The sequence below is a fragment of the Rhodococcus sp. NPDC006774 genome (assembly GCF_040636045.1).
Lineage (GTDB): Bacteria > Actinomycetota > Actinomycetes > Mycobacteriales > Mycobacteriaceae > Rhodococcoides.
This window is the reverse complement of record NZ_JBEYIW010000009.1, coordinates 122,247-144,116: the sequence shown is the minus strand read 5'-3', so window position 1 is coordinate 144,116 and position 21,870 is coordinate 122,247. Positions and strand designations below refer to the sequence as shown.

Annotated in this window: 1 protein-coding gene; it reads right to left on the bottom strand. The window is 66.9% G+C overall.

The genetic code is table 11. The features are described from left to right. Positions 1–73 precede the first annotated feature (73 nt). Positions 74–21,829 carry a non-ribosomal peptide synthase/polyketide synthase gene (locus tag ABZ677_RS15720; protein WP_358370820.1) on the bottom strand — a complete coding sequence of 7,252 codons (21,756 nt, stop codon included), beginning with the start codon at positions 21,827–21,829 and terminating at the stop codon, positions 74–76. Positions 21,830–21,870 lie beyond the last annotated feature (41 nt).

The window sequence follows — 21,870 nt, the reverse complement described above, 5'->3', positions numbered from 1 at the left end:
GTCGTGGACGACGCGTCGGCCGATACGACCGTTCATCGTCCACGACGCGGCGAGCGTTGCAGTTCGCCTCACCCTATCGGTCGACGGTTCCTATCGACCCGGGCAGACGATGCACCGGAATGTCGACACCGCTCATCTCGGCACCGTCACCGTCGACCGACACGATCGCAACGAGGGCCTCGGTGTCCTCGGGCTGCAGTCGATCGACCCCGACGATGTCTGCGGCGGTGAGGAACGCATGGGTCACCCACTCGGCCGACACGAGGTCGGCGGCGTCCTCTGCCGATTCCGCCCGGTCGGTCACCAGAGCTGCACCTGCAGCCGCAGCGATCACGCCGGCCAGAACTGCTGCAGCGGTGTCGAACCGGGTGGGAACGGCCAGCCGTGAATCGTAGGCCACGGACCAGTCGCTCACCGCATTCGTCGCCAGCGCAGCGAGCGTTCCATGATCTATGACGGTGCCGCCTTCGTCCACGACCAACGCCGGGCTGTCCGGTCCCAGAACCGCCGTTCTGTCCGAATACGTCACCGGCCGCGCGGAACTCGCGGCAATGGCGTCGACGACGTCCGGTTGCCCGAGGTGAATGGTCGTGACGGACCCGGCCCCGCTCGGCGCGTCGTCACCGTCGAGGACGAGGACGGATGCGCCTGCCCGCTCCAGAACGTCGGAGGAGTTCGACGTGGCAATCGGAGCCACGGCTCCGCCTGCCTTCGCCACCGCCCACCGCGTCACGACTGCCGCAACAGCGTCGGTGACAGTGACGCCGACGACGACTCCGGTTCGGACGCCACGTTCGATCAGTACCCGAGCCATACGTGAGGACTGCTCGTCGAGCTCACGGTAGGTGGTCTCGACTCCGTCCGACGACAACGCGGGCGCATCGGGATCTGCGTCCACCGTCGAGGTGAGTACCTGCGGCAAGGTCAGGTCCGACCGTGCCGGTGCCGCAGTGGAGTCAGCGGTCTGCGGGGTCTCGGTCAGTGCCGCCCGCTCGGAGGCGTCGAGCACGTCGATGTCGCCGACGACGACCGCGGGTGTTGCCGCCACAGCACCCGCGATGCGTGCAAATCGTTCCGCCAGCGACGCGACCGTGGACTCGTCGAACAGATCGGCGGCATACACCCATTCGACGTTCAGGGTTCCGGTGCCGCTGTTCCCGTCGGCGTGCTGGGTCTCCACCGTGACCTGCAGGTCGAATTTCGCTGTCGGCTCGAAGCCGCTGACGGGTTCGACCACCAGGTTCGGCAGCTCGAAGCGCGCCTCGCCGTGGGGCTCCACCGACAGCACCGTCTGGAACAGCGGGGTGTACCCGGCGTTCCGGTCCGGTGCGATGGTGTCGACGACCCGCTCGAACGGGACGTCCGAATTCGCGAAGGCCCGCAGGTCGGTCTCGCGTAGAGCGGTCAGCAGCTCTGCGAACGTCGCATCCGGGTCCACGTCCGTCCGCAGCGCCAGCGTGTTGACGAACATGCCCACCAGTCCGTCGAGCGCCTCGTGCCCGCGCCCGGCGATGGGCGTGCCGACGGCGAAGCTGCGAGAGCCGCTCATCCGCGACAACAGCACCCCGAGGACCGCGTGCAACACCATGAACAGAGTCGCGTTGTTCTCGCGCGCGATCGCGGCGAGCCCGGTGTGTACCGACTCGTCGAGCTCGACACTCACACTGGCTCCGCGCAGGTTGGCGGTAGCCGCCCGCGGCCGATCCCACGGCAACGACACGACCGGGGTGATCCCGCTGAGCTCGTCCGCCCAGAAGGCCAACTGCTGCGACAGAATCGACGTGGGGTCGCTGTCCGAGCCCAGCACCTGCCGCTGCCATACCGCGAAGTCCGCGTACTGCACCGTCAGCGGTTCGGGCGTGTAGTCGGTTCCCGACGCCGCAGCGAGGTACGCAGTCATGACGTCACGGGCCAGCGGTGCTATCGATGCGCCGTCTCCGCTGATGTGGTGCATCACGATGACGAAGACGTACTCGTCCGGGTCGAAGCGGAACAGTGCTCCCCGGACCGGGGGTGCGACGGTGACGTCGAAGCCCTCGTGGACGAGTGCGCGAATCCGTTCGGCGGTGTCGGAGTCGTCGGTCGCGTCGATCGGAGTCAGATCGGGTACGACCGATCCGGCGTCGACGAACTCCTGGTACGGCGAACCGTTCGCATCTTCCGGGTAGCGCGTGCGCAGTGCCTCGTGGCGTTCCACGGTGCTGGACACGGCGCTCTGCAGTGCCGCGACATCCAGCTCGCCTCGCAGACGGAGCGCCAGCGGCATGTTGTAGGCCCCGGACTCGGGGTCGAGTCGGTTCAGTACCCACATGCGCTGTTGCGCGAGCGACAACGGAACGGTCTGTCCGGCCGGTCGGCGACGCAGCGGCACACCGTTCGCGTCGTCGATGCGTGATTCGGCGCGCGCGGCGAGTGCCGAGACCGTCGAGGCCTCGAACAGGTCTCGGACACCGACCTTCTTCCCGAGCGCAGCAGACACCCGTGCCGCCACTCGCGTGGCGATCAGCGAGTTACCACCGAGATCGAAGAAGTCGTCGTCCGATCCGACCCGCTGCACGCCGAGCAGCTCCGCGTAGATCTCCGCCACGATCTCCTCGACCGGCGTTGCGGGAGCACGGAACTCGCGAACCTCGAACACCGGCTCCGGCAGTGCCTTTCGATCCAGCTTGCCGCTGGTGTTCAGCGGGAATTCCGCGAGCACCATCACCGTCGCCGGCACCATGTACTTCGGCAGCGCGCCGCCGACGAAGGTGCGTACCTCGGCCGGGTCCAGCGTTCTACCCGGCGCAGGCACCACGTATCCGACGAGCTGGTCGCCGGCACCGGTGGTCGACACCACGGCCGTGGCCTGGTTGACGTCGGGATGGGCCAACAGTGCGGTCTCGATCTCACCGAGCTCGATCCGCTGGCCACGGAACTTGACCTGGAAGTCGGTGCGCCCGATGTACTCCAGGACTCCTGCAGCGCCCGGCCCCGATCGCCATCGGACAAGGTCTCCGGTGCGATACATGCGCTCGCCGGCAGCCGAGAACGGGTTCGCGACGAAGCGGTCCATCGTCAGGTCGACTCGCCCGAGGTATCCGTCGGCGAGCTGCGTCCCCGCCAGATAAAGCTCACCCGCGGTCCCTGCGGCAACCGGATGCAGCCTGCCGTCGAGAACGTAGGCCTGGGTGTTCCATTCCGGCGCACCGATCGGGACGGTCGCGCCCTCGTCGGCAGACGTCTCCCAGTACGTCACACTCACTGCGGCTTCGGTGGGGCCGTACAGGTTGTGGATCCCGGCAGAGGTGATCGCGCGGAAGTCCTTCACCGTCTCCGGGGGCAGTGCCTCACCCACCACGTAGACGTGTCTCAACGACCGGCACTGCTCCTCGGTGGCGTACGCGGCGAACACCGTGAGCATCGACGGCACGAAGTCCGTGACGGTGACGCCGTGCCGGGCGATGCGCTCCGCGACGTACGCCGGGTCGCGGTGGCCGTCGGGGGTCGCGAGAACGACGCTCGCACCGACCTGGAGTGGGAGGAAGAAGCCCCACAGTGACACGTCGAACGTCGTCGCCGTCTTCTGCAGGTAGACGTCGTTCTCGTCGAGCGAGTACTGGTCGATCATCCACGCCATCTCGTTGACGATCGCGCGGTGCGGCACCGCGACGCCCTTGGGTCGCCCGGTCGACCCGGACGTGAAGATGACGTAGGCGGTGTTCTCCGGGCGTACCGGTGCCAATCGGTCGGCGTCGGCCACGGTGTCTGCCGGGTAGGACGCGAGATCGAGGGTGTCCAGTTCGAGAATCGGGAACCGTTCCGGCAGTCCCGTCCGATCGTGGCTGGTCGAGAGAACGGCGACGGGCACCGCGGTGTCGAGGATGTACTCGATGCGCTCGGCCGGGTGGTCCGGATCGATGGGTACGTATGCGCCGCCGGCTTCGAGGACGGCGTACATGCCGACCATCAGGTCGATGCCTCGCCTCATGCCGAGAGCGACGAGCGACTGCGGGCCGACGCCGAGCGAAATCAGTTTTCTGGCAAGACGATTGACCCGCTCCGAGAACTCGGCGTAGGTCACTGCGGTGCCCTCGTACAGCACGGCCGTGGCGTCCGGGTTCGCCGCAACCCGAGCCCTGAACGGCGCGGTCAACATGATGCCGGCGTCGACCTCGTGCGCAGTGTCGTTCCAGGTGTCGATCACTCGAGTTCGTTCGTCCGAGCCGAGCAGATCGATATCGCCGACCGCCGCCGCGGTGTCGGAGACGAAGATCTCGAGAACACCGACGAGCCGGGACAGGATCGATTCCACGTACGCAGCGTCGAACAGATCGCTGATGTACTTGAGCGTGAACGAGATTCGGTCCTCGGCCACGACGAGCAACGTCAGCGGATAGTGGGTGTTGTCGTTGGAGCTCACGCCCTCGACGGTCATGCCGTCGATGGCCGCAGCCTGTTGCGTCAGTTGCGCTTCGTCCACCGGGTAGGACTCGAAGATGGTCAGGGTGTCGAACAGATTCCCGACGCCGATCGCCCGCTGGATGTCGACCAGCCCCATGTGGTGATGGTCGAGAAGATCTGCTTGTTCACCCTGGATCCGGACCAGGTAGTTCTCCACCGTGTCGGCGGGATCGAAGCGCACCCGCACCGGGATGGTGTTGATGAACAGCCCGATCATCGACTCGACGCCGGGAAGAGCAGCGGGACGACCGGAGACCGTGGCACCGAACACGACATCGGTGCGGCCGGTGATGTGTGCGATCAACAGTCCGTATGCCGCTTGCACCAGCGTGTTGACGGTGACGCCGAGTCTGCCACCGAGCGCAACGAGCGACGCGGTGGTCTCGGCATCGACGAATCGCTCCGTCTCGGCCGAGCGTGCGGAGATCTCTCGTCCGACACTCGGCGGTGCGACGAACGTCGGTTCCTCGACACCGTCCAGTGCCCGGGTCCACGCGCTCAGAGACACGGCCGGATCCTGTCGATCGAGCCACGCCAGGTACGAGCGATACGACCGCACCCGAGGCAGCGCCGCCGTGGAGCTCTGCGCCGCGTACAGGTACAACAGTTCCTTCATCACCAGCGGCAACGACCACCCGTCGAGCAACACGTGATGGTTGGTCATCGCGAGCTTGTACGTGGTCGGCGTGATCCTGACGAGCAGGAACCGCAGCAGGGGTGCCGTGGAGACGTCGAAGTGCCGTCGCTGATCCGCGGCCAGTGCGTCGGCGACGGCAGCGTCGCGTTCGAGCCCGTCGAGATGAGACAGATCGATCGTGTTCCACGGCAGCCGAACGTTCTGCTGAACGATCTGCACCGTCTCGCCGTCCGCGGTCGCGGTGAACGAGGTACGCAGATTGTCGTACCGGTCCAGCAGCGTCTGCGCAGCGTGATGCAACCGTTCGACGTCCACCTCGCCGGCCAGGTCGAGTACGACCTGCATGGTGTAGACGTCGATCGACGCATCGGCGAACAACGCGTGGAAGAGCAGTCCCTGCTGCAGCGGCGACAGCGACCAGATGTCCGTCAGCTCCGGGTACCGCGCCTCGAACGACGAGATGTCGGGCTGTGAGAGTCGCACCAGCGGAACGTCCGACGGGGTCAGGCCACCCGAGCCGGGTGCCTCGGCGTACGTGGCCAGCGCCGACAACGCGTCGGACCACAGCCGGGCGAGACGCTCGACCGTGTCCGCGGACACGGCTCCGGTCGGAAATGCGAAGCTCGCGCTCAGGACCCCACCCTCGTCGGTGTCGCGCACGATCGCGTTGATGTCGATCGTCTTGTTCGCGGCCATGTCGGCGTCACCGGGCGCGGAGAGCTCACCGTCGGCGGCCGGCAACCAGCCGAGCGCCTTCATCTCGTCCGGGACCTCGCCGGTGTCGACCCGACCCAGGTAGTTGAAGCTGATCTGTCCGGTCCCGAGTTCCGCCAGTTCCGCAGCGGTCTCGGAGTTCAGGTAACGGAGCAGTCCCCAGCCCATGCCTCGATCGGGCAGCGCCAGCATCTGTTCCTTGACGGCCTTGACGGCATCGCCGAGCTGCGACCCTCCCGCGAACGCAGCCTGGACATCGATTCCGGTCAGGTCGAGGCGGACGGGGAACAGGCTCGTCAGCCAGCCGACGGTGCGCCCCAGATCCGCTCCGGGAACCACCGCTTCCTCGCGGCCGTGGCCTTCGAGCTGCACCAGCGTTGCCGGTGCGGTGACGCCGCGCTCGGACCGCAGTCTCGTGACGGCCAGAGCGAGCCCGGCCAGCAACCCGTCGCCGACACCACCGCGGAAGATCTCCGGAACGGTGGTCAGCAAGGTGCGCGTGACGTCGGGTGCCAGTTCGATGTTCACCCGTTCGAGCGTCGCCACGACGTCGACCGCGGGATCGAAGGGGCGGTCGCCCAGCACGGGATCCTCGGTGTCGGCGATCGAGCGCCACAGCGGCAACTCGGCCAGCCGGGCCTCGCTCGCTGCCGCGTCGACCAGTGCATGCGTCCACCGCCGCATCGAGGTTCCGACCTCGGGGAGGCTCGGGTCCACTCCCCCGGACACCTGAGCCCAGGCGGAGACGAAGTCGGGAACCAGAATTCGCCACGACACTCCGTCGATCACGAGGTGGTGCGCCGCGACGGTCAGCCTGCCCGCTTCCTCGGGTCCTCGATCGACCCAGACGAGGGCGAGCATGCGCCCGGCCGTGGGGTCGAGCGTTCCGACTGCATCGTCGAACACTGTTGCAGCCGAGCCGGTATCGGCCCGGGTGAGCAGTGCATCCACGTCGACGGTACCGGTGCCCGCAACATCGAGACCCCAGCCGCGGTCGTCGTGCACCAGGGTCGACCGCAGCACGTCGTGTCGATCGACCACTGCGGTCACCGTGGCGAGAATCCCGGCTCTGTCGATACCGAGCGGCAGCTCCAGTGTGACGGCCTGATGGAAGCGTGACCACCCGCCGCCGCGCTCGATCATCGCCACACCGAACGGAGGTAGCGGCATCCAGCCGACGCCGCCGCCGTCGAGTTCCTCGAGCACGGCCGCGTCAGCGCCCTCACCGACGATCACGGCGACCTCGGCGAGACCGGCAACAGTCTTGCGCTCGAACACATCTCGCGGCCCGAACTGAATTCCCCTGGCCTTCGCGCGAGAGACGAGCTGAATCGAGACGATGCTGTCGCCGCCGAGCGCGAAGAACGAATCGTCGACGCCGACGGTGTCGAGGCCGAGCACGTCCGCGAAGACCTCGGCAATGACGCGTTCGGTGTCGGTTGTCGCCGTACGGAATTCGGCATCGCTGCCGAATTCCGGTTCGGGTAGTGCTCTGCGGTCCAGCTTGCCGTTCGGCCCGAGTGGGAGGGCATCGAGCACGATGAGCCCGGCCGGAACCATGTATTCCGGAACCAGGGTGGCGACCGAGGTGGTGACCGCGGCGGTGTCGATCGTCTCCCCGGAGACAGGAACGACGTACCCGACCAGTAGTTCACCTGCCGACGGGGTCCGGCGGACGAGAACCACGGCCTGGTCGACCGTCGGGTCGGCAGTCAACGCGGCTTCGATTTCGCCGAGCTCGATCCGCAGGCCTCGGAGTTTGACCTGGAAGTCGGTGCGGCCGAGGTACTCGAGTTCGCCGTCTGCGTTCCAGCGAACCAGGTCGCCGGTGCGGTACATCCGCGAGCCGACACTGCCGTGCGGGTCGGCGACGAACCGGTCGGCGGTGAGGTCCGGACGGCCGAGGTATCCGCGGGCCAGTTGCCGCCCGGCGAGATACAGCTCCCCGGGTACCCCGACCGGGACCGGGTGCAGGCGTGCATCGAGCACGGTGACTCGGGTGTTCCAGACCGGTGCACCGATGGGAACCGACACGGTGTCCGACGGCAGGACTCGGTGATAGGTGACGTCGACCGCGGCCTCGGTCGGGCCGTACAGGTTGTGCAGTTCGGTGGCAGGCAGTGCAGCGCGCAGGGCGGAGGCAACCGATGCAGGCAGCGCCTCGCCCGAGGCGAAGACCGCACGCAGGCCGGTGCAGCTCGAGACACCGTCCGCGGCGGCGAACACGGCCAACAGCGACGGGACGAAGTGCGCGACCGTGATGCCGCGTTCGGCGACGGTGCTCACCAGGTATGCCGGGTCTCGGTGGCCGTCGGGCACCGCGATGACGAGTTCGGCGCCGATCTGCAACGGCCAGAACAGTTCCCAGACCGATACGTCGAACGTGACCGGAGTCTTCTGCAGGACCTTGTCCTGGTCGGTGAGACGGTACTCGTCCTGCATCCACAGCAGGCGGTTGACGATGGCCTCGTGGCTGACCGCAACGCCTTTGGGACGACCGGTGGAGCCGGAGGTGAAGATGACGTACGCGGTGTCCGCCGGTCGCAGCGGTGCGGTTCGCTCGGCATCGGTCACCGGTGCCGTGGACAGACCTGTCGTGTCGACGGTGTCGACCAGGATCGTGGCGGCGTCGGTCACGAGACCTGCCCCGTCGTGCTCGGTCGTGAGCAGCACTACCGGCGCCGCCGTGTCCAGGATGTAGCCAATTCGTTCGGCCGGAAGGTCCGGGTCGACCGGGACGTAGGCACCACCGGCGGCGAGCACGGCGTAGATACCCGTCAGCATGTCGATCGAGCGGCGCATGGCCGTGGCCACCACGGTTTCCGGGCCGACTCCCTCGGCGATGAGCAGGCGCGCGAGCGCGTTGACCCGCTCGGAGAACTCGCGGTAGGTCACGCGATCGTCGGCGAAGCTCGTGGCGATGTTCTCCGGTGACTCCTCAACTCGGGTATCGAACAGCGACACCAGAGTTGCGCCGGGATCCACCTCGTGCGCGGTCGCGTTCCATTCCTCGAGGACGCGGGTACGTTCGCCTTCCTCGAGGATGTCGATGTCGCCGACGACTCCGTCCGGTGCGTCGGTGAGCGCGTGCAGCACCCGCACGAGCCGTCGCCCGAGAGACGCCATGCTGGACTCGTCGAAAAGATCGGTGGCATAGTCGAATTGCACGTCGATGCCGGCCGCAGCACCGTGCTCGTCGGTGTTCTCCCACAGCGTCACCTGCAGGTCGAACTTTGCGAACGCGCTACCGAGATCGATTCCCTCGACGCTCAGCCCGGGCAGGGCCAACGTCTGACGGTTCAGGTTCTGGAACGTCAACATGACCTGGAAGATCGGGTGACGAGCCTGAGAGCGGTCCGGGGCCAGCTCGTCGACGAGCCGCTCGAACGGCACGTCGGCGTGCCCGAAGGCACCCAGGTCGGCCTCACGAACTGCGGCGAGCTGCTCGCGCAACGTTGCCGCGGGGTTCATCGCGGTACGGAGGGCGAGCGTGTTGACGAACATGCCGACGAGCTCGTCCAGATCCGCGTCACCGCGACCTGCGACCGGGGTTCCGATCGTCACGTCGTCGGTTCCCGCCATCGCGCCGAGGAGCACCGCGAGCGCGGTGTGCACCACCATGAAGTTCGTGGCGTTTCCTGCTCGGGCGGCCCGAGCGATGTTCGACTGAAGTGTCGAGTCGATCGAGAAGTTGTATGCCGCACCGCGATACGACGCCACCGCCGGGCGCGGCCGGTCGGTCGCGAGATCGAGCTGCGCCGGGGCACCGGCCAGAGCCGACGTCCAGTAGGCGAGCTGCTTCGCCAACGGCGAATCGGGGTCGTCCTCGGAGCCGAGCACCTCGCGTTGCCACAACGCGTAGTCCGCGTACTGCACCGGAAGTGGTGCCCACTGCGGGCTCTCCCCCGCGGCACGGGCGGTGTAGGCCACCATGACGTCGCGCGTCAGGGGTCCCATCGAGAACCCGTCAGCGGCGATGTGGTGGGCGACGAACGCCAATACGTGCTCGGTCTCGCTCACCCGCAGGATCCGGATTCGCACCGGAACAGCTCGGGTCACATCGAATCCCGCGGAAACGAAGTCGCGCAGGGCCTGCTCGATCGAACTCTCGTCCACGTCGTCGACGACGACCGTCACGCCGGCCTCCGCGGTACCGAGCACCACCTGATGGCCTCGTCCGTCGACCTCCGGGTACACGGTGCGCAGAATTTCGTGCCGCGCCAGCACGTCGTGCACGGCGTTGGTGAGTGCATCGACATCGACGCTGCCGGACAATCGAATTGCGACCGGGATGTTGTTCACGGCGGAGGTCGGATCGAATTGGCTCAGGAACCACATGCGCTGCTGAGCCATCGACAGCGGCACCGAGTCCGGTCGTGTTCGAGCCGTCAGTGCCCGGCGCGCGCCGGTACCCACCTCGGACTCGATCGCGCGTGCGAGCGACTGCACCGTCGGCGACTCGAAGATCGAGCGGACCGGCACCTGCGTATCGAGCGCCGCCCCCAGCCGGGAGACCACCTGGGTGGCGATCAACGAGTTACCGCCGAGCGCGAAGAAGTCGTCGTCCAGACCCACGCGCTCCACAGCGAGTACCTCGGCGAAGACCGCCGCGACGGTCTCTTCCACCGGGTTGGTCGGTGCGCGGAACTCGGCTGTCTCGAACTGTGGTTCGGGGAGCGCCTGTCGATCCAGCTTGCCGTTGACGCCTCGTGGGAGAGCGTCGAGCACGACGAAGGCCGACGGAATCATGTACGACGGCAGACGTTCGGCGAGTGTCCGGCGGATGCCGTCCTGATCCAGTGTCACCCCGATGGCGGGCACGAGGTAGGCCACCAGCCGTGCGCCCGATCCCGTGTCAGCGAGAGCGATCACGGCGACGTCACGGATCTCGTCGAGCGATCCGAGAGCGGCATCGATGTCGCCGAGTTCGATACGGAAACCGCGAATCTTCACCTGGAAGTCGGTACGGCCGACGTACTCCAGTTCGCCGTCGGCGCGCCAGGAAACGAGGTCACCGGTCCGGTACAGGCGGCCGCCGGGGGTGAACGGGTCCGCGACGAAACGCTCGGCGCTCAGATCCGGCCGCGCGAAGTACCCGTCGGCCAGCTGCGCACCCGCGAGGTAGAGCTCGCCGGCGACGCCGACCGGAACGGGAGCCAGACGCGAATCCAGAACGTAGACACGGGTATTCCACTCCGGGCCACCGATGGGAACCGTGGTGCCGTCGACGGTCGCCACTCGATGCGCGGTCACCGACACCGCTGCCTCGGTCGGTCCGTACAAGTTGTCCAGTCGCGCAGCAGAACTGCGCAGTGCGCGCTCGGCCGTCGCGACGGGCAGGGCCTCGCCGATCGCCAGGATCCGTGTCAGATGCCGCGGTAGGACTCCCGCCGACGCGGTGACCAACGCGTCGAGAACGGACGGCACGGTGTGCAGTGTCGTCACCGATTCCCGGTTCATCAGATCGACGAGGTAGGCGGGATCGCGGTGGCCCTCGGCGTCGGCGACCACGATCGCACCACCGGAGACGGTGGCGACCCAGAACTCCCACACGGACAGATCGAAGGTCGCGGCAGTCTTGAGCAGTACCCGGTCCGTGTTGCCCAGCCCGTAATGGGCGCTCTGCCAGAGCAGCTGGTTGACGATGGCGGCATGACCGACCGCGACGCCCTTGGGACGGCCGGTGGATCCGGACGTGAAGATGACGTACGCGGTGTTCGCGGGCCGCAGCGGCGAGGTGCGCTCGCTGTCGGTGACGGGCGCGTCCGAGACCTCTGCACCCAGCAGTCGAGGATCGGTGTCGACGAGCAGAACCGGAATCGACTCGAAGTCGACATCGTCACGCGCAGTGCTCAACACCAGGGCGGGAGCGGCCACCTCGAGAATGTAGGCATTGCGGTCCGCCGGCTGATCCGGGTCGATGGGTACGTACGCCCCGCCTGCCTTGGCGACGGCGTACATCGCCACGAGCAGATCCACCGAGCGCCTGATCGCCAGGGCAACCGTCACCTGCGGACCGACGCCTGCACCGATCAGGACGCGAGCCAACCGGTTGATTCGACGATCGAACTCGGCGTACGACAGCGATTCTCCCGCATGGACCACCGCGATCGCGTCGGGCTGCGCCTGCACCTGTCGGTCGAACAGCGATACCAGGGTCTGCGACGAATCGACATCGTGATCGGTGTCGTTCCACGTGCGCACGATCCGGGTGTGCTCCTCGGGCGAGAGCAGAGCGAGATCGCCGATGACGGCCGAGGGGTCCTGGGCCACTGCGGCGAGGAGGCGAACGAACCGGTCGGCAAAGGCTTCGACCGTGGCGCGATCGAAGAGATCGGTGGCGTAACCGAATTCGGCCGACAGCTCCGCAGGCGAGCCGTCCGCGTCGTAACGATCCGAGATGGACAGCTGCAGATCGGTCTTGGCCGTCACAGCATCCGCCTCGACGGCACTCACCGTCAGACCCGGCAGCTCGAACGTCGACTCGGCGAGGTTCTGGAAGGACAGGCCCACCTGGAACAGGGGGTTGCGTGCCGTCGACCGCACCGGGTTCAGCACCTCCACGAGACGCTCGAACGGAACGTCGGAGTGCGCGAACGCGGCCAAGTCCCGCTCGCGGGCCTGAGCGAGCAACTGACGGAAGGTCATCGACGATTCGACGGTCGACCGGAAGACGAGAGTGTTGACGAACATCCCGATCATCGAATCGAGAGCCCGCTCGCCGCGGCCGGCGATGGGCGTTCCGACGGCGATGTCCTCGGAACCGGACAGGCGTGCGAGCAACACCGCGAATGCCGAGTGCACCACCATGAACAACGTTGCCTGCTCGGTACGTCCGAGCTCGGCGAGAGCGGCGTGCGTGCCTGCGTCGACGGTGAACCGCACCGCATCGCCGCGGAAACTCTGCGCAGGCGGGCGCGGGCGGTCGGTAGGCAGTACCAGTTGATCCGGGAGCTCGGCGAGCGCATCTTTCCAGAACGACACCTGCTGCGCTGCAACGGAATCAGGATCCGATTCGGTACCGAGCACGGTTCGCTGCCACAACGCGAAGTCGACGTACTGCACTTCGACCGGCTCCCAGTCCGGGGCCGCCCCTGCAGATCTCGCGGTGTACGCGGTCATGACGTCGACGGCCAGCGGGCCCATCGACGCACCGTCGGCCGACACGTGGTGTACGACGAATGCCAGGACGTGCTCGTTCTCACCCACGCGGAACACACGCGCGTCGACCGGCACCTCGACGGTGACATCGAAGCCGCGCCCGAAGAACTCGGTCACAGCCGCAACGACATTCGCACCGGCCACGTCGCGGACGGCGAGGTCCATCGGCACCTCGGACGCCGAGAGCACCTGCTGGAACGGGCCCTGCGCCGAGTCCGGGTACCGGGTACGAAGAGACTCGTGGCGTTCGACGACGTCGCCTACCGCGGACTGCAGCGCAGCGACGTCGAGCTCGCCGGACAACCGCACGGCGAACGGAATGTTGTCCACCGACGACGTCGTGTCGAACTGGTTGAGGAACCAGTACCGCTGCTGCGCCGGCGAGAGCGGTGGGCGCTCGGGACGCGGACCCGCCACGAGTGCAGCTCGACCGCCCGAACCGACAGCGCTCTCCACGTGCGCCACCAGCGCGGCGACGGTCGAGCTCTCGAACAGCGCGCGCACCGGCACGACGGTGTCCAGGGCCGCGCCGAGTCGCGAGACCACCTGGGTGGCGATCAACGAGTTACCGCCCAGGGCGAAGAAGTCGTCGTCCAATCCCACTCGATCGATGTGCAGGACGTCGGCGAACACTCCGGCAACGATCTCCTCGACCGCGGATGTGGGTGCTCGGAATTCACGGGCCTCGAACACGGGTGCGGGAAGTGCTGCGCGATCCAACTTGCCGACAGGGGTAAGCGGAACGGTGTCGAGCACGATGATCGACGACGGAATCATGTAGGCCGGCAGTGATTTTCCGACGAAGGCGGTCAACTCGTCGACGTCGACGACGGACCCGCGCGTCGGCAGAACGTACGACACGAGGGTCGTGACGCCCGACGGCAGTTCGTGACCGAGTGTGACGGCGAAGTCGACCTCGGGAACGGCGGTGAGCGCGGAATCGATCTCGCCGAGCTCGATACGGAAGCCGCGCACCTTGACCTGGAAGTCGGTGCGTCCGACGAACTGCAGCTGCAGGTCGTCGGTCCACCGCACCACGTCGCCGGTGCGATACATCCGTGCGCCGTCGATGCCGTACGGGTTGGCCACGAAGCGCTCGGAAGACAGACCGGGCCTACCGAGATAACCGCGAGCGAGCGCACCGCCCGACAGATAGAGGTCACCCGCGACACCGGTCGGAACGGGTTCGAGTCGGGAATCGAGGATCAGCACGGACATGCCGTGAATCGGTCGACCGATGGTGATCGGCTCGCCGGGCGTCAACTCGGCGAAGCTGGAGATGATCGTGGTCTCGGTCGGTCCGTACCCGTTGAAGTACTTCCGGTCCCCTGCCCACCGGGCGAGCAATTCGGGCGTGGTCACGTCGCCGCCGACCGAGAGCACCTCGAGCGAATCGATCCCGTCGGGACTCATCGTGCCGAGCACCGCGGGCGTGATGATCGTGTGAGTGACCCTCTCCGCCTTCAACAATTCGGACAACTCGGTGCCGCCGAGAATCGATGCCGGTACGACCACCAACGTCGCGCCGACGGAGAACGCCGCCATCCACTCCAGGACCGAAGGATCGAAGTTGGGCGAGCAGACGTGCAGGAACCTCGAGGCCGGTTTCAGGTGGTACAGGTCGGTTGCTGCGTCGAGAACACCGCCGAGTCCGGCGTGCGTGACGACGACGCCCTTCGGCTTGCCGGTCGAGCCCGAGGTGTAGATGACGTAGGCCGGGTTCTGGAACGTGACGGGTCGCAGGCGGTCGGCGTCGGTGACCGGCTCGGCAGAGCGGGTGCGGACCTCGGCCACGAACTCCTCGTCGTCGACGCTCAACCAGAGCAGATCCTGCTGTCCGTCGGCGAGCCGATCCGAGTGCGCCCGGGTGGTCAGGCCGAGTACGGCCTCGGAGTCCGAGACCATGTGGGCGATGCGATCCTGCGGGTACGTCGGGTCGACGGGTAGGTGTGCAGCCCCGGATTTGGCCACTGCCCACACCGCGAGCACCATGAAGTAGGAGCGCTGGAATCCCAGAGCCACAACGGATTCGGGGCCGGCCCCGCGCTCGATGAGCACCCGGGCGAGCTGCGAGGACGTCGCATCGAGTTCGGCGTACGAGATCGAGCGGCCCTCGTAGCGGATCGCGGTCGCCGACGGGTCGAGTGCGGCTCCGGCAGCGAAGATCTCGGCCAGAGTGCCACCGGCCAACACGTCGTCACCGTGGACGTGTGTGAGCCGGTCGTACTCGTCGTCGTAGAGGATGGACAGATCGCCCACCGGGGTGTTCGGTGTCGCCACGATCGCTTCGAGCAGCCAACGGAAACGACGCGAGAACACCTCGATCGTCTTCTCGTCGAACAGGTCTCGCGCATAGAGGAAGCCGGCGGCCAGACCGGTGCCGTCGGACTTCTCGTGCAGCGTCAACGACAGGTCGAACTTGGCGGTGTCGACCTCGACGTCCACAGCCGAGACCGTCAGACCAGGTAGGTGCAATTCGCTCGGCGGGAGGTTCTCGAATGCGATCGCCACCTGGAACAGCGGGTGCCTGGCTGTCGTGCGCTCGGGTTCGAGCAGATCGACGAGACGCTCGAAGGGGATGTCCGCGTGTGCGAACGCATCGAGGTCGACGTCCCGGACGTGGCCGAGGAGGTCGGTGAATCCCTTGCTTCGATCGACCGATGTGCGGAGCACCAGGGTGTTGACGAACATACCGATCACGTCGTCCAGGACGGCCTCGCCGCGGCCTGCGACGGCGGTACCCACCGCAACGTCGTCCGACGTCGACATACGAGCGAGGAACAGAGCGAGTGCACCGTGCAGCACCATGAACAGGGTGGTTCCGGTCGACCGGGCCAGATCGTCGAGCGAGGCGCGCAGCTCCGCATCGATGTCGAACTGGAACCGCCCGCCCGAGTACGTCTGGACCGCAGGACGCGGCCGGTCGTACGGCAGGGTCAGCTCACTGGGCAGGTCCGCCAGTGCCGAACGCCAGTAGTTCGCCTGTGCTGCCATCAGGCTGCTCGGATCCGCATCGTCGCCGAGCACGGCGCGCTGCCACAACGCGAAGTCGGCGTACTGAACCGACAGGGGCGTCCACTGCGGAGCGTCGCCGGCCACACGAGCGAGGTAAGCCGTCATCACGTCGCGGGTCAGCGGCCCCATGGACCACCCGTCGGCACTGATGTGGTGAACCACGACGACCAGCACGTACTCGTCGTCGGTGACCCGGAACAATCTGGCGCGCAACGGAATCGATTGGGTGACGTCGAATCCTTCGGAGGCGAAGGCGATCACGTCCGCCACTGCACCGTCGGCGGACGGTGCGATGGGCGTCAGGTCCGGTGTCACCGATGCGGCAGGCAGGATCACCTGGTACCCCGCTCCGTCCGCACTCGGGTAGACGGTGCGCAGTGCTTCGTGCCGGTCGAGAACGTCGGTGACCGCCGCGTTCAGGGCCGCGGTGTCGAGTGCTCCGGTGAGCCGGATCGCCACCGGGATGTTGTTGACCGCCGATTCGGGCTCGAATCGGTTGAGGAACCACATCCGCTGCTGGGCGAGAGAGAGCGGAATTCGTTCGGGGCGTTCCTGCGGCACCAGGGGCGCGGACGCTCCGTGGCCGACATGGCTTTCCAACGCGGCAGCCAGAGCTGCCACCGTGCCTGCCTCGAACATCGTTCGGACGGGCACCGTCGTGCCCAGTTCGGCACCGAGTCGTGCCGCGACCTGAGTGGCGACGAGCGAATTGCCGCCGAGCGCGAAGAAGTCGTCGTCCACACCGACTCGGTCGAGTCCGAGAACCGCGCCGAACACGTTTGCGACGATCTCTTCGATCGGATCGGACGGTGCTCGGTAGGGCGTTGCCTCGAATTCCGGATCGGGCAGCGCTTTTCGATCGAGCTTGCCACTTCCGCCGAGCGGGAACTCCGCCAATTCCACGACGGTGGACGGCACCATGTACTCGGCCAGACGCTCACGTAGTGCCGTGCGTACCCGGTCCACGTCGATCGAGCCTTCGGCGGGAACGACATAGGCGACCAGTTGTTCTCGTCGGACGAGCACCACGGCCTGAGCGATCTCGGGCAGATCCAACAGTGCCGATTCGATTTCGCCGAGTTCGATACGCAGGCCACGCAGCTTCACCTGGAAGTCGGACCGGCCCACGTACTCCACTTCGCCGGTGGACAGCCATCGCACCACGTCGCCGGTGCGGTACATCCGCTCACCAGCGACTGCGAACGGATCGGCAACGAAGCGATCCGCGGTCAGATCGGGTCGGCTCACGTATCCCCTGGCGAGCTGGACACCCGAGAGGTAGAGCTCTCCCGACACTCCGACCGGAACCGGCCGCAACGACGAATCGAGAACGTACACATCGGTGTTCCACACCGGCGAGCCGATCGGCACCACTGCGGTGTCCGCGTCGGTGACCGCGTGATACGTCACGTCGACGGCAGCTTCGGTCGGGCCGTACAGGTTGTGCACCGACACCTGCGGGAGTGCGCGGCGCAACGAATGTGCAGTAGCAGGCGCAAGCGCCTCCCCCGAGGCGAACACCGTACGCAGCGACGCTCCCGCGTCCGGCCTGCGCAGTGCCTCCGGCGCGAACACCGACATCATCGACGGCACGAAGTGCACCACCGAAACCTGTTCGCGCGCAATGACATCGAGCAAGTACGACGGATCCCGATGGCCTTCGGGAACGGCGACGACCACCGATGCGCCGATCTGGAACGCCCAGAAGAACTCCCACACCGACACGTCGAACGTCGCAGGCGTCTTCTGCAACACCACGTCCTGCGGACCGAGGGGGTACTCGTGCTGCATCCACGACAACCGGTTGACGATCGCCGCGTGCGATACGCCGACGCCCTTCGGCCGACCCGTCGACCCCGAGGTGAAGATGACGTATGCGAGGTTCTCTGCCCGCAGCGGTGCCGTCCGCTCCGCATCGGTCACCGGCGCCGACGAGTACTCCGACACGTCGACGGTGTCGATGTCCACCGTCTCCACACTCGGGAACTCGACGTGGTCTCGGGTGCTCGAGAGCACCCGTACCGGCGCGGCCGTGCTCACGATGTACTCGTTGCGCTCCGCCGGCTGAGCCGGATCGATGGGTACGTACGCGGCACCGGCCTTGACGATCGCGTACATGCCGACGAGCAGCTCGATGCTGCGGCCTACCGCGAGGCCGACCGTCGAATCGGTCCCGACACCCACGGACATCAGGTACCGCGCCAGGCGGTTCGCGCGCGCGTCGAGCTCGGCGTACGTCAGCCGGACGTCCTCGAACACCAGGGCCTGCGCGTCGGGAGTCTGCTCGACGCGAGCATCGAACCGATCCACCAGCGTTGTTCCGCCGGGGATCTCGTGCGCCTGCCCCGAACCGAACGCCAGCACGGACTTCTGCTCGACCGAGTCGAGCAGGTCGATCTCTCCGACGGCTACGGCGGGCGCTGCGGTGACCGCACGAAGAACACGAACGAACCGCTCACCGAACCGGTCCATCGTCGATTTCTCGAAGAGGTCCGCAGCATAGGTCAGGGCGACCGTCAGGCCTGCGGGCTCGGAGCCGGCCGGTGCCGAATCCCACAGCGTCACCTGCAGATCGAACTTCGCCAGGTCTGCTTCGTAGTCGACCGCCGCGATGGTCAAGCCGGGCAGTTCCACCGAGGTTCGGTCCAGGTTCTGGAACGTCAACATCACCTGGAACAGCGGGTGCCGTGCCTGCGAGCGCACCGGGGCCAACACGTCCACCAGACGCTCGAACGGCACCTCGGCGTGCGAGAACGCGGCGAGGTCCACCTCCCGCGTCTCGCGCAGCAGATCGTCGAACGACGTCCGTGGATCGACTTCGGTGCGCAGCACCAGTGTGTTGACGAACATCCCGACGACGTCGTCGAGGGCCGCATCACCACGGCCGGCGACCGGAGTACCGATACTGATGTCGTCGGCGGCGGCGAGCTTGGCCAGCAACACCGCCAGTGCGGCATGCACGACCATGAACGTCGTTGCGTTGTGGTCCCGTCCGAGCTTCTCCAGCTCGCGGACGAGGTCGGCGTCGATCTCGAACGTGTGCGTGCCGCCGTTGGTGGTGGCGACAGCCGGGCGAGGACGATCGGTCGGTAGCTCCAATTGGTCGGGAGCACCACCGAGCTGGTGCCGCCAGTAGTTCTCCTGCGCCGAGATCAGCGAATCCGGATCGTCCTCGCTACCGAGGACGGCTCTCTGCCACAGCGTGAAGTCCGCGTACTGCACCTCGAGCGGAGTCCATCGAGGGGCCTGGTCGTTCGAGCGGGCAACGTAGGCCGCCATCACGTCTCGCGTCAGCGGGCCCATCGAGAATCCGTCGGCCGCGATGTGGTGCACCACGAACGCAAGCACGTGCTCGGTCTCGGACGTCTCGAGCAGCACCGCACGGAAGGGCAGTTGTACCGCCAGATCGAAGGGCCTGAGCGCGAATTCGAGCAGCGCGGCGGGGACGTCGGCTCCGGTGGCCGTCGCTCGCTCCAATTCCACTGCCACCGAGTCCGATTCGAGCACTCGCTGGAAGCCGATACCGTCGTGATCGGGGTAGACCGTCCGCAGCGATTCGTGCCGATCCAACACGTCGACCAAGGCCGACTGCAGGGCCGTGAAATCGAGTTCACCACTCAACGCGATGGCGACCGGGATGTTGTTCACAGCCGAGTCCGGCTCGAATCGGTTGAGGAACCACATCCGTTGCTGGGCCAGCGACAGCGGCACACGTTCGGGCCGCTGCTGCGCAACCAACGCCGGTCGCGCGTGCGTCGAGCCTGCGGCGTCGACTGCCGCGGCGAGTTCGGCGACGGTCGGTGCGTCGAAGAACGACCGCACATCCACCGCGGTGCCCAGTTCTGCGTTGACTCGCGCGATCACGCGGGTGGCGTTGAGCGAGTTTCCGCCGAGGACGAAGAAGTCGTCGTCGACGCCGATGCGATCGATTCCGAGCACGGTCTCGAAAATCGCCGCCAAGGCCGTTTCGGTGTCGGTGCTCGGGGCGCGGTATTCGCGTACGAGCGACGCGAAATCGGGAGCGGGCAACGCCTTTCGGTCGAGCTTTCCGCTGGCACCGAGCGGGAACTCGTCCAGGACGACGAATACCGACGGCACCATGTACTCGGGCATACGACGGCGCACCGCGTCCGCGAGGCCGTCGTGATCGAGCTCGGGTTCGGTACTGACGACGTAACCGACGAGCTGCTCGCCCAGCTGTGCCTGCGACCGGTCGGCATGAACGAGCACAGCGGCCTGAGTCACCTCGGGCTCGGCGAGCAGCGCTTGCTCGATCTCGCCGAGTTCGATGCGGAGGCCGCGTAACTTGACCTGGAAATCGGTGCGGCCGATGTACTCGATCAGACCGTCGCCGCGTCGGCGAACCAGGTCGCCGGTGCGGTACATGCGGTCACCCGGCTCACCGAACGGGTCGGCCACGAATCGATCGGCCGTCAGGTCGGTGCGTCCGAGGTATCCGCGAGCGAGCTGCACGCCCGCGAGATAGAGCTCTCCCTCGACTCCACGGGGTGAGCGTCGCAGACCCTCGTCGAGCACGTAGAGGTCGGTGTCGTCGACGGCAGCGCCGATCGGTACCGAGGCCTCTTCCACCTGCTGGGTTCGGTAGTACGTGACGTCGACGGCCGCTTCCGTCGGCCCGTAGAGGTTGTGCAGTTCCGCGTTCGAGATCGAGTGGAACGCGTTGACGGTCCGCGCCGGGAGGGCCTCACCGGAGGCGAACACCAGCCGAAGCGAATCGGCCTGCGCAGCAGTGGGTTCGGCGACGTACACCGAGAGCATGGACGGCACGAAGTGCGTCACGGTCACGCTGCGCTCGCCGATGATGCGGGCGAGATAGGCGGGGTCGCGGTGTCCGTCGGGCTCGGCGATCACGAGCGTGGCACCGATCTGCAACGGCCAGAAGAACTCCCACACCGACACGTCGAACGTGAACGGAGTCTTCTGCAACACGACGTCGGCAGCGCTCATCGCGTACTCGCGCTGACGCCAGGAGATGTTGGCGACGATGGCGCGGTGGCTCACCGCCACACCCTTCGGACGTCCCGTCGAACCGGACGTGAAGATGACGTAGGCGAGGTCGTCCTCGGTCAGGGTGCCACGTCGATCCGCATCGGTGATCCGCCCTCCCGGCACATCGGTCAGGTCGACGTCGTCGACGAGAACGGTGACGGTGCCCTCGGGCAACTGCGGCAGGTCGATCGTGGTCGTCAGGACCAGGACCGGTTTCGCGGTGTCGAGAACGTACCCGAGTCGATCGATCGGATGATCCGGGTCCAACGGAACGTAGGCCCCGCCTGCTGCGGAGACGGCGTACATACCCACCAGCAGATCGAACGATCGGCGAATCGACAGTCCCACCGCCGAATCGGGGCCGACTCCCCGTGCGATCAGCACTCGGGCGAGACGCTCCACCGAGGCTGCGAACTCGGCGTAGGTTCGAGTCTCGTCGCCGAAGACGAGGGCAGGTGCGTCCGGGGTGCGCTCGGCCTGATCGGCGAACAACGTGTACAGCGTGGTGGCTTCGGGATCGGCCGGGCTCGACGTCGAATCGTCGTCGCCGAGAACCGACACTGCATCCGCGACGACGGTCGACACGACGGCGTCCAGACCACCCTCGGTGGCCTCGATGAGGCCCGCGAGAGTGTTGGACAGCACGACCGGGACCAGCGCGTCGGGGCCGAGGACGCCGCCCATGGCCGCATCGAGGGTGGTGATCTCCTCGTCCAGGCGGGCGTAGGTCAGTTCCGTACCGAGGTGCACGAGCGCTACGCGGTCGGGTTCGACCGCTGCAACGCTCCGAACCAAGCGCGGAAGGTCCTCGACCGTCAGAGCTGCATCGCTTCGACGTCCTACCGCCATCTAACTTTTCCTCCTGATCGATCCACGTGCACAACCGGCGA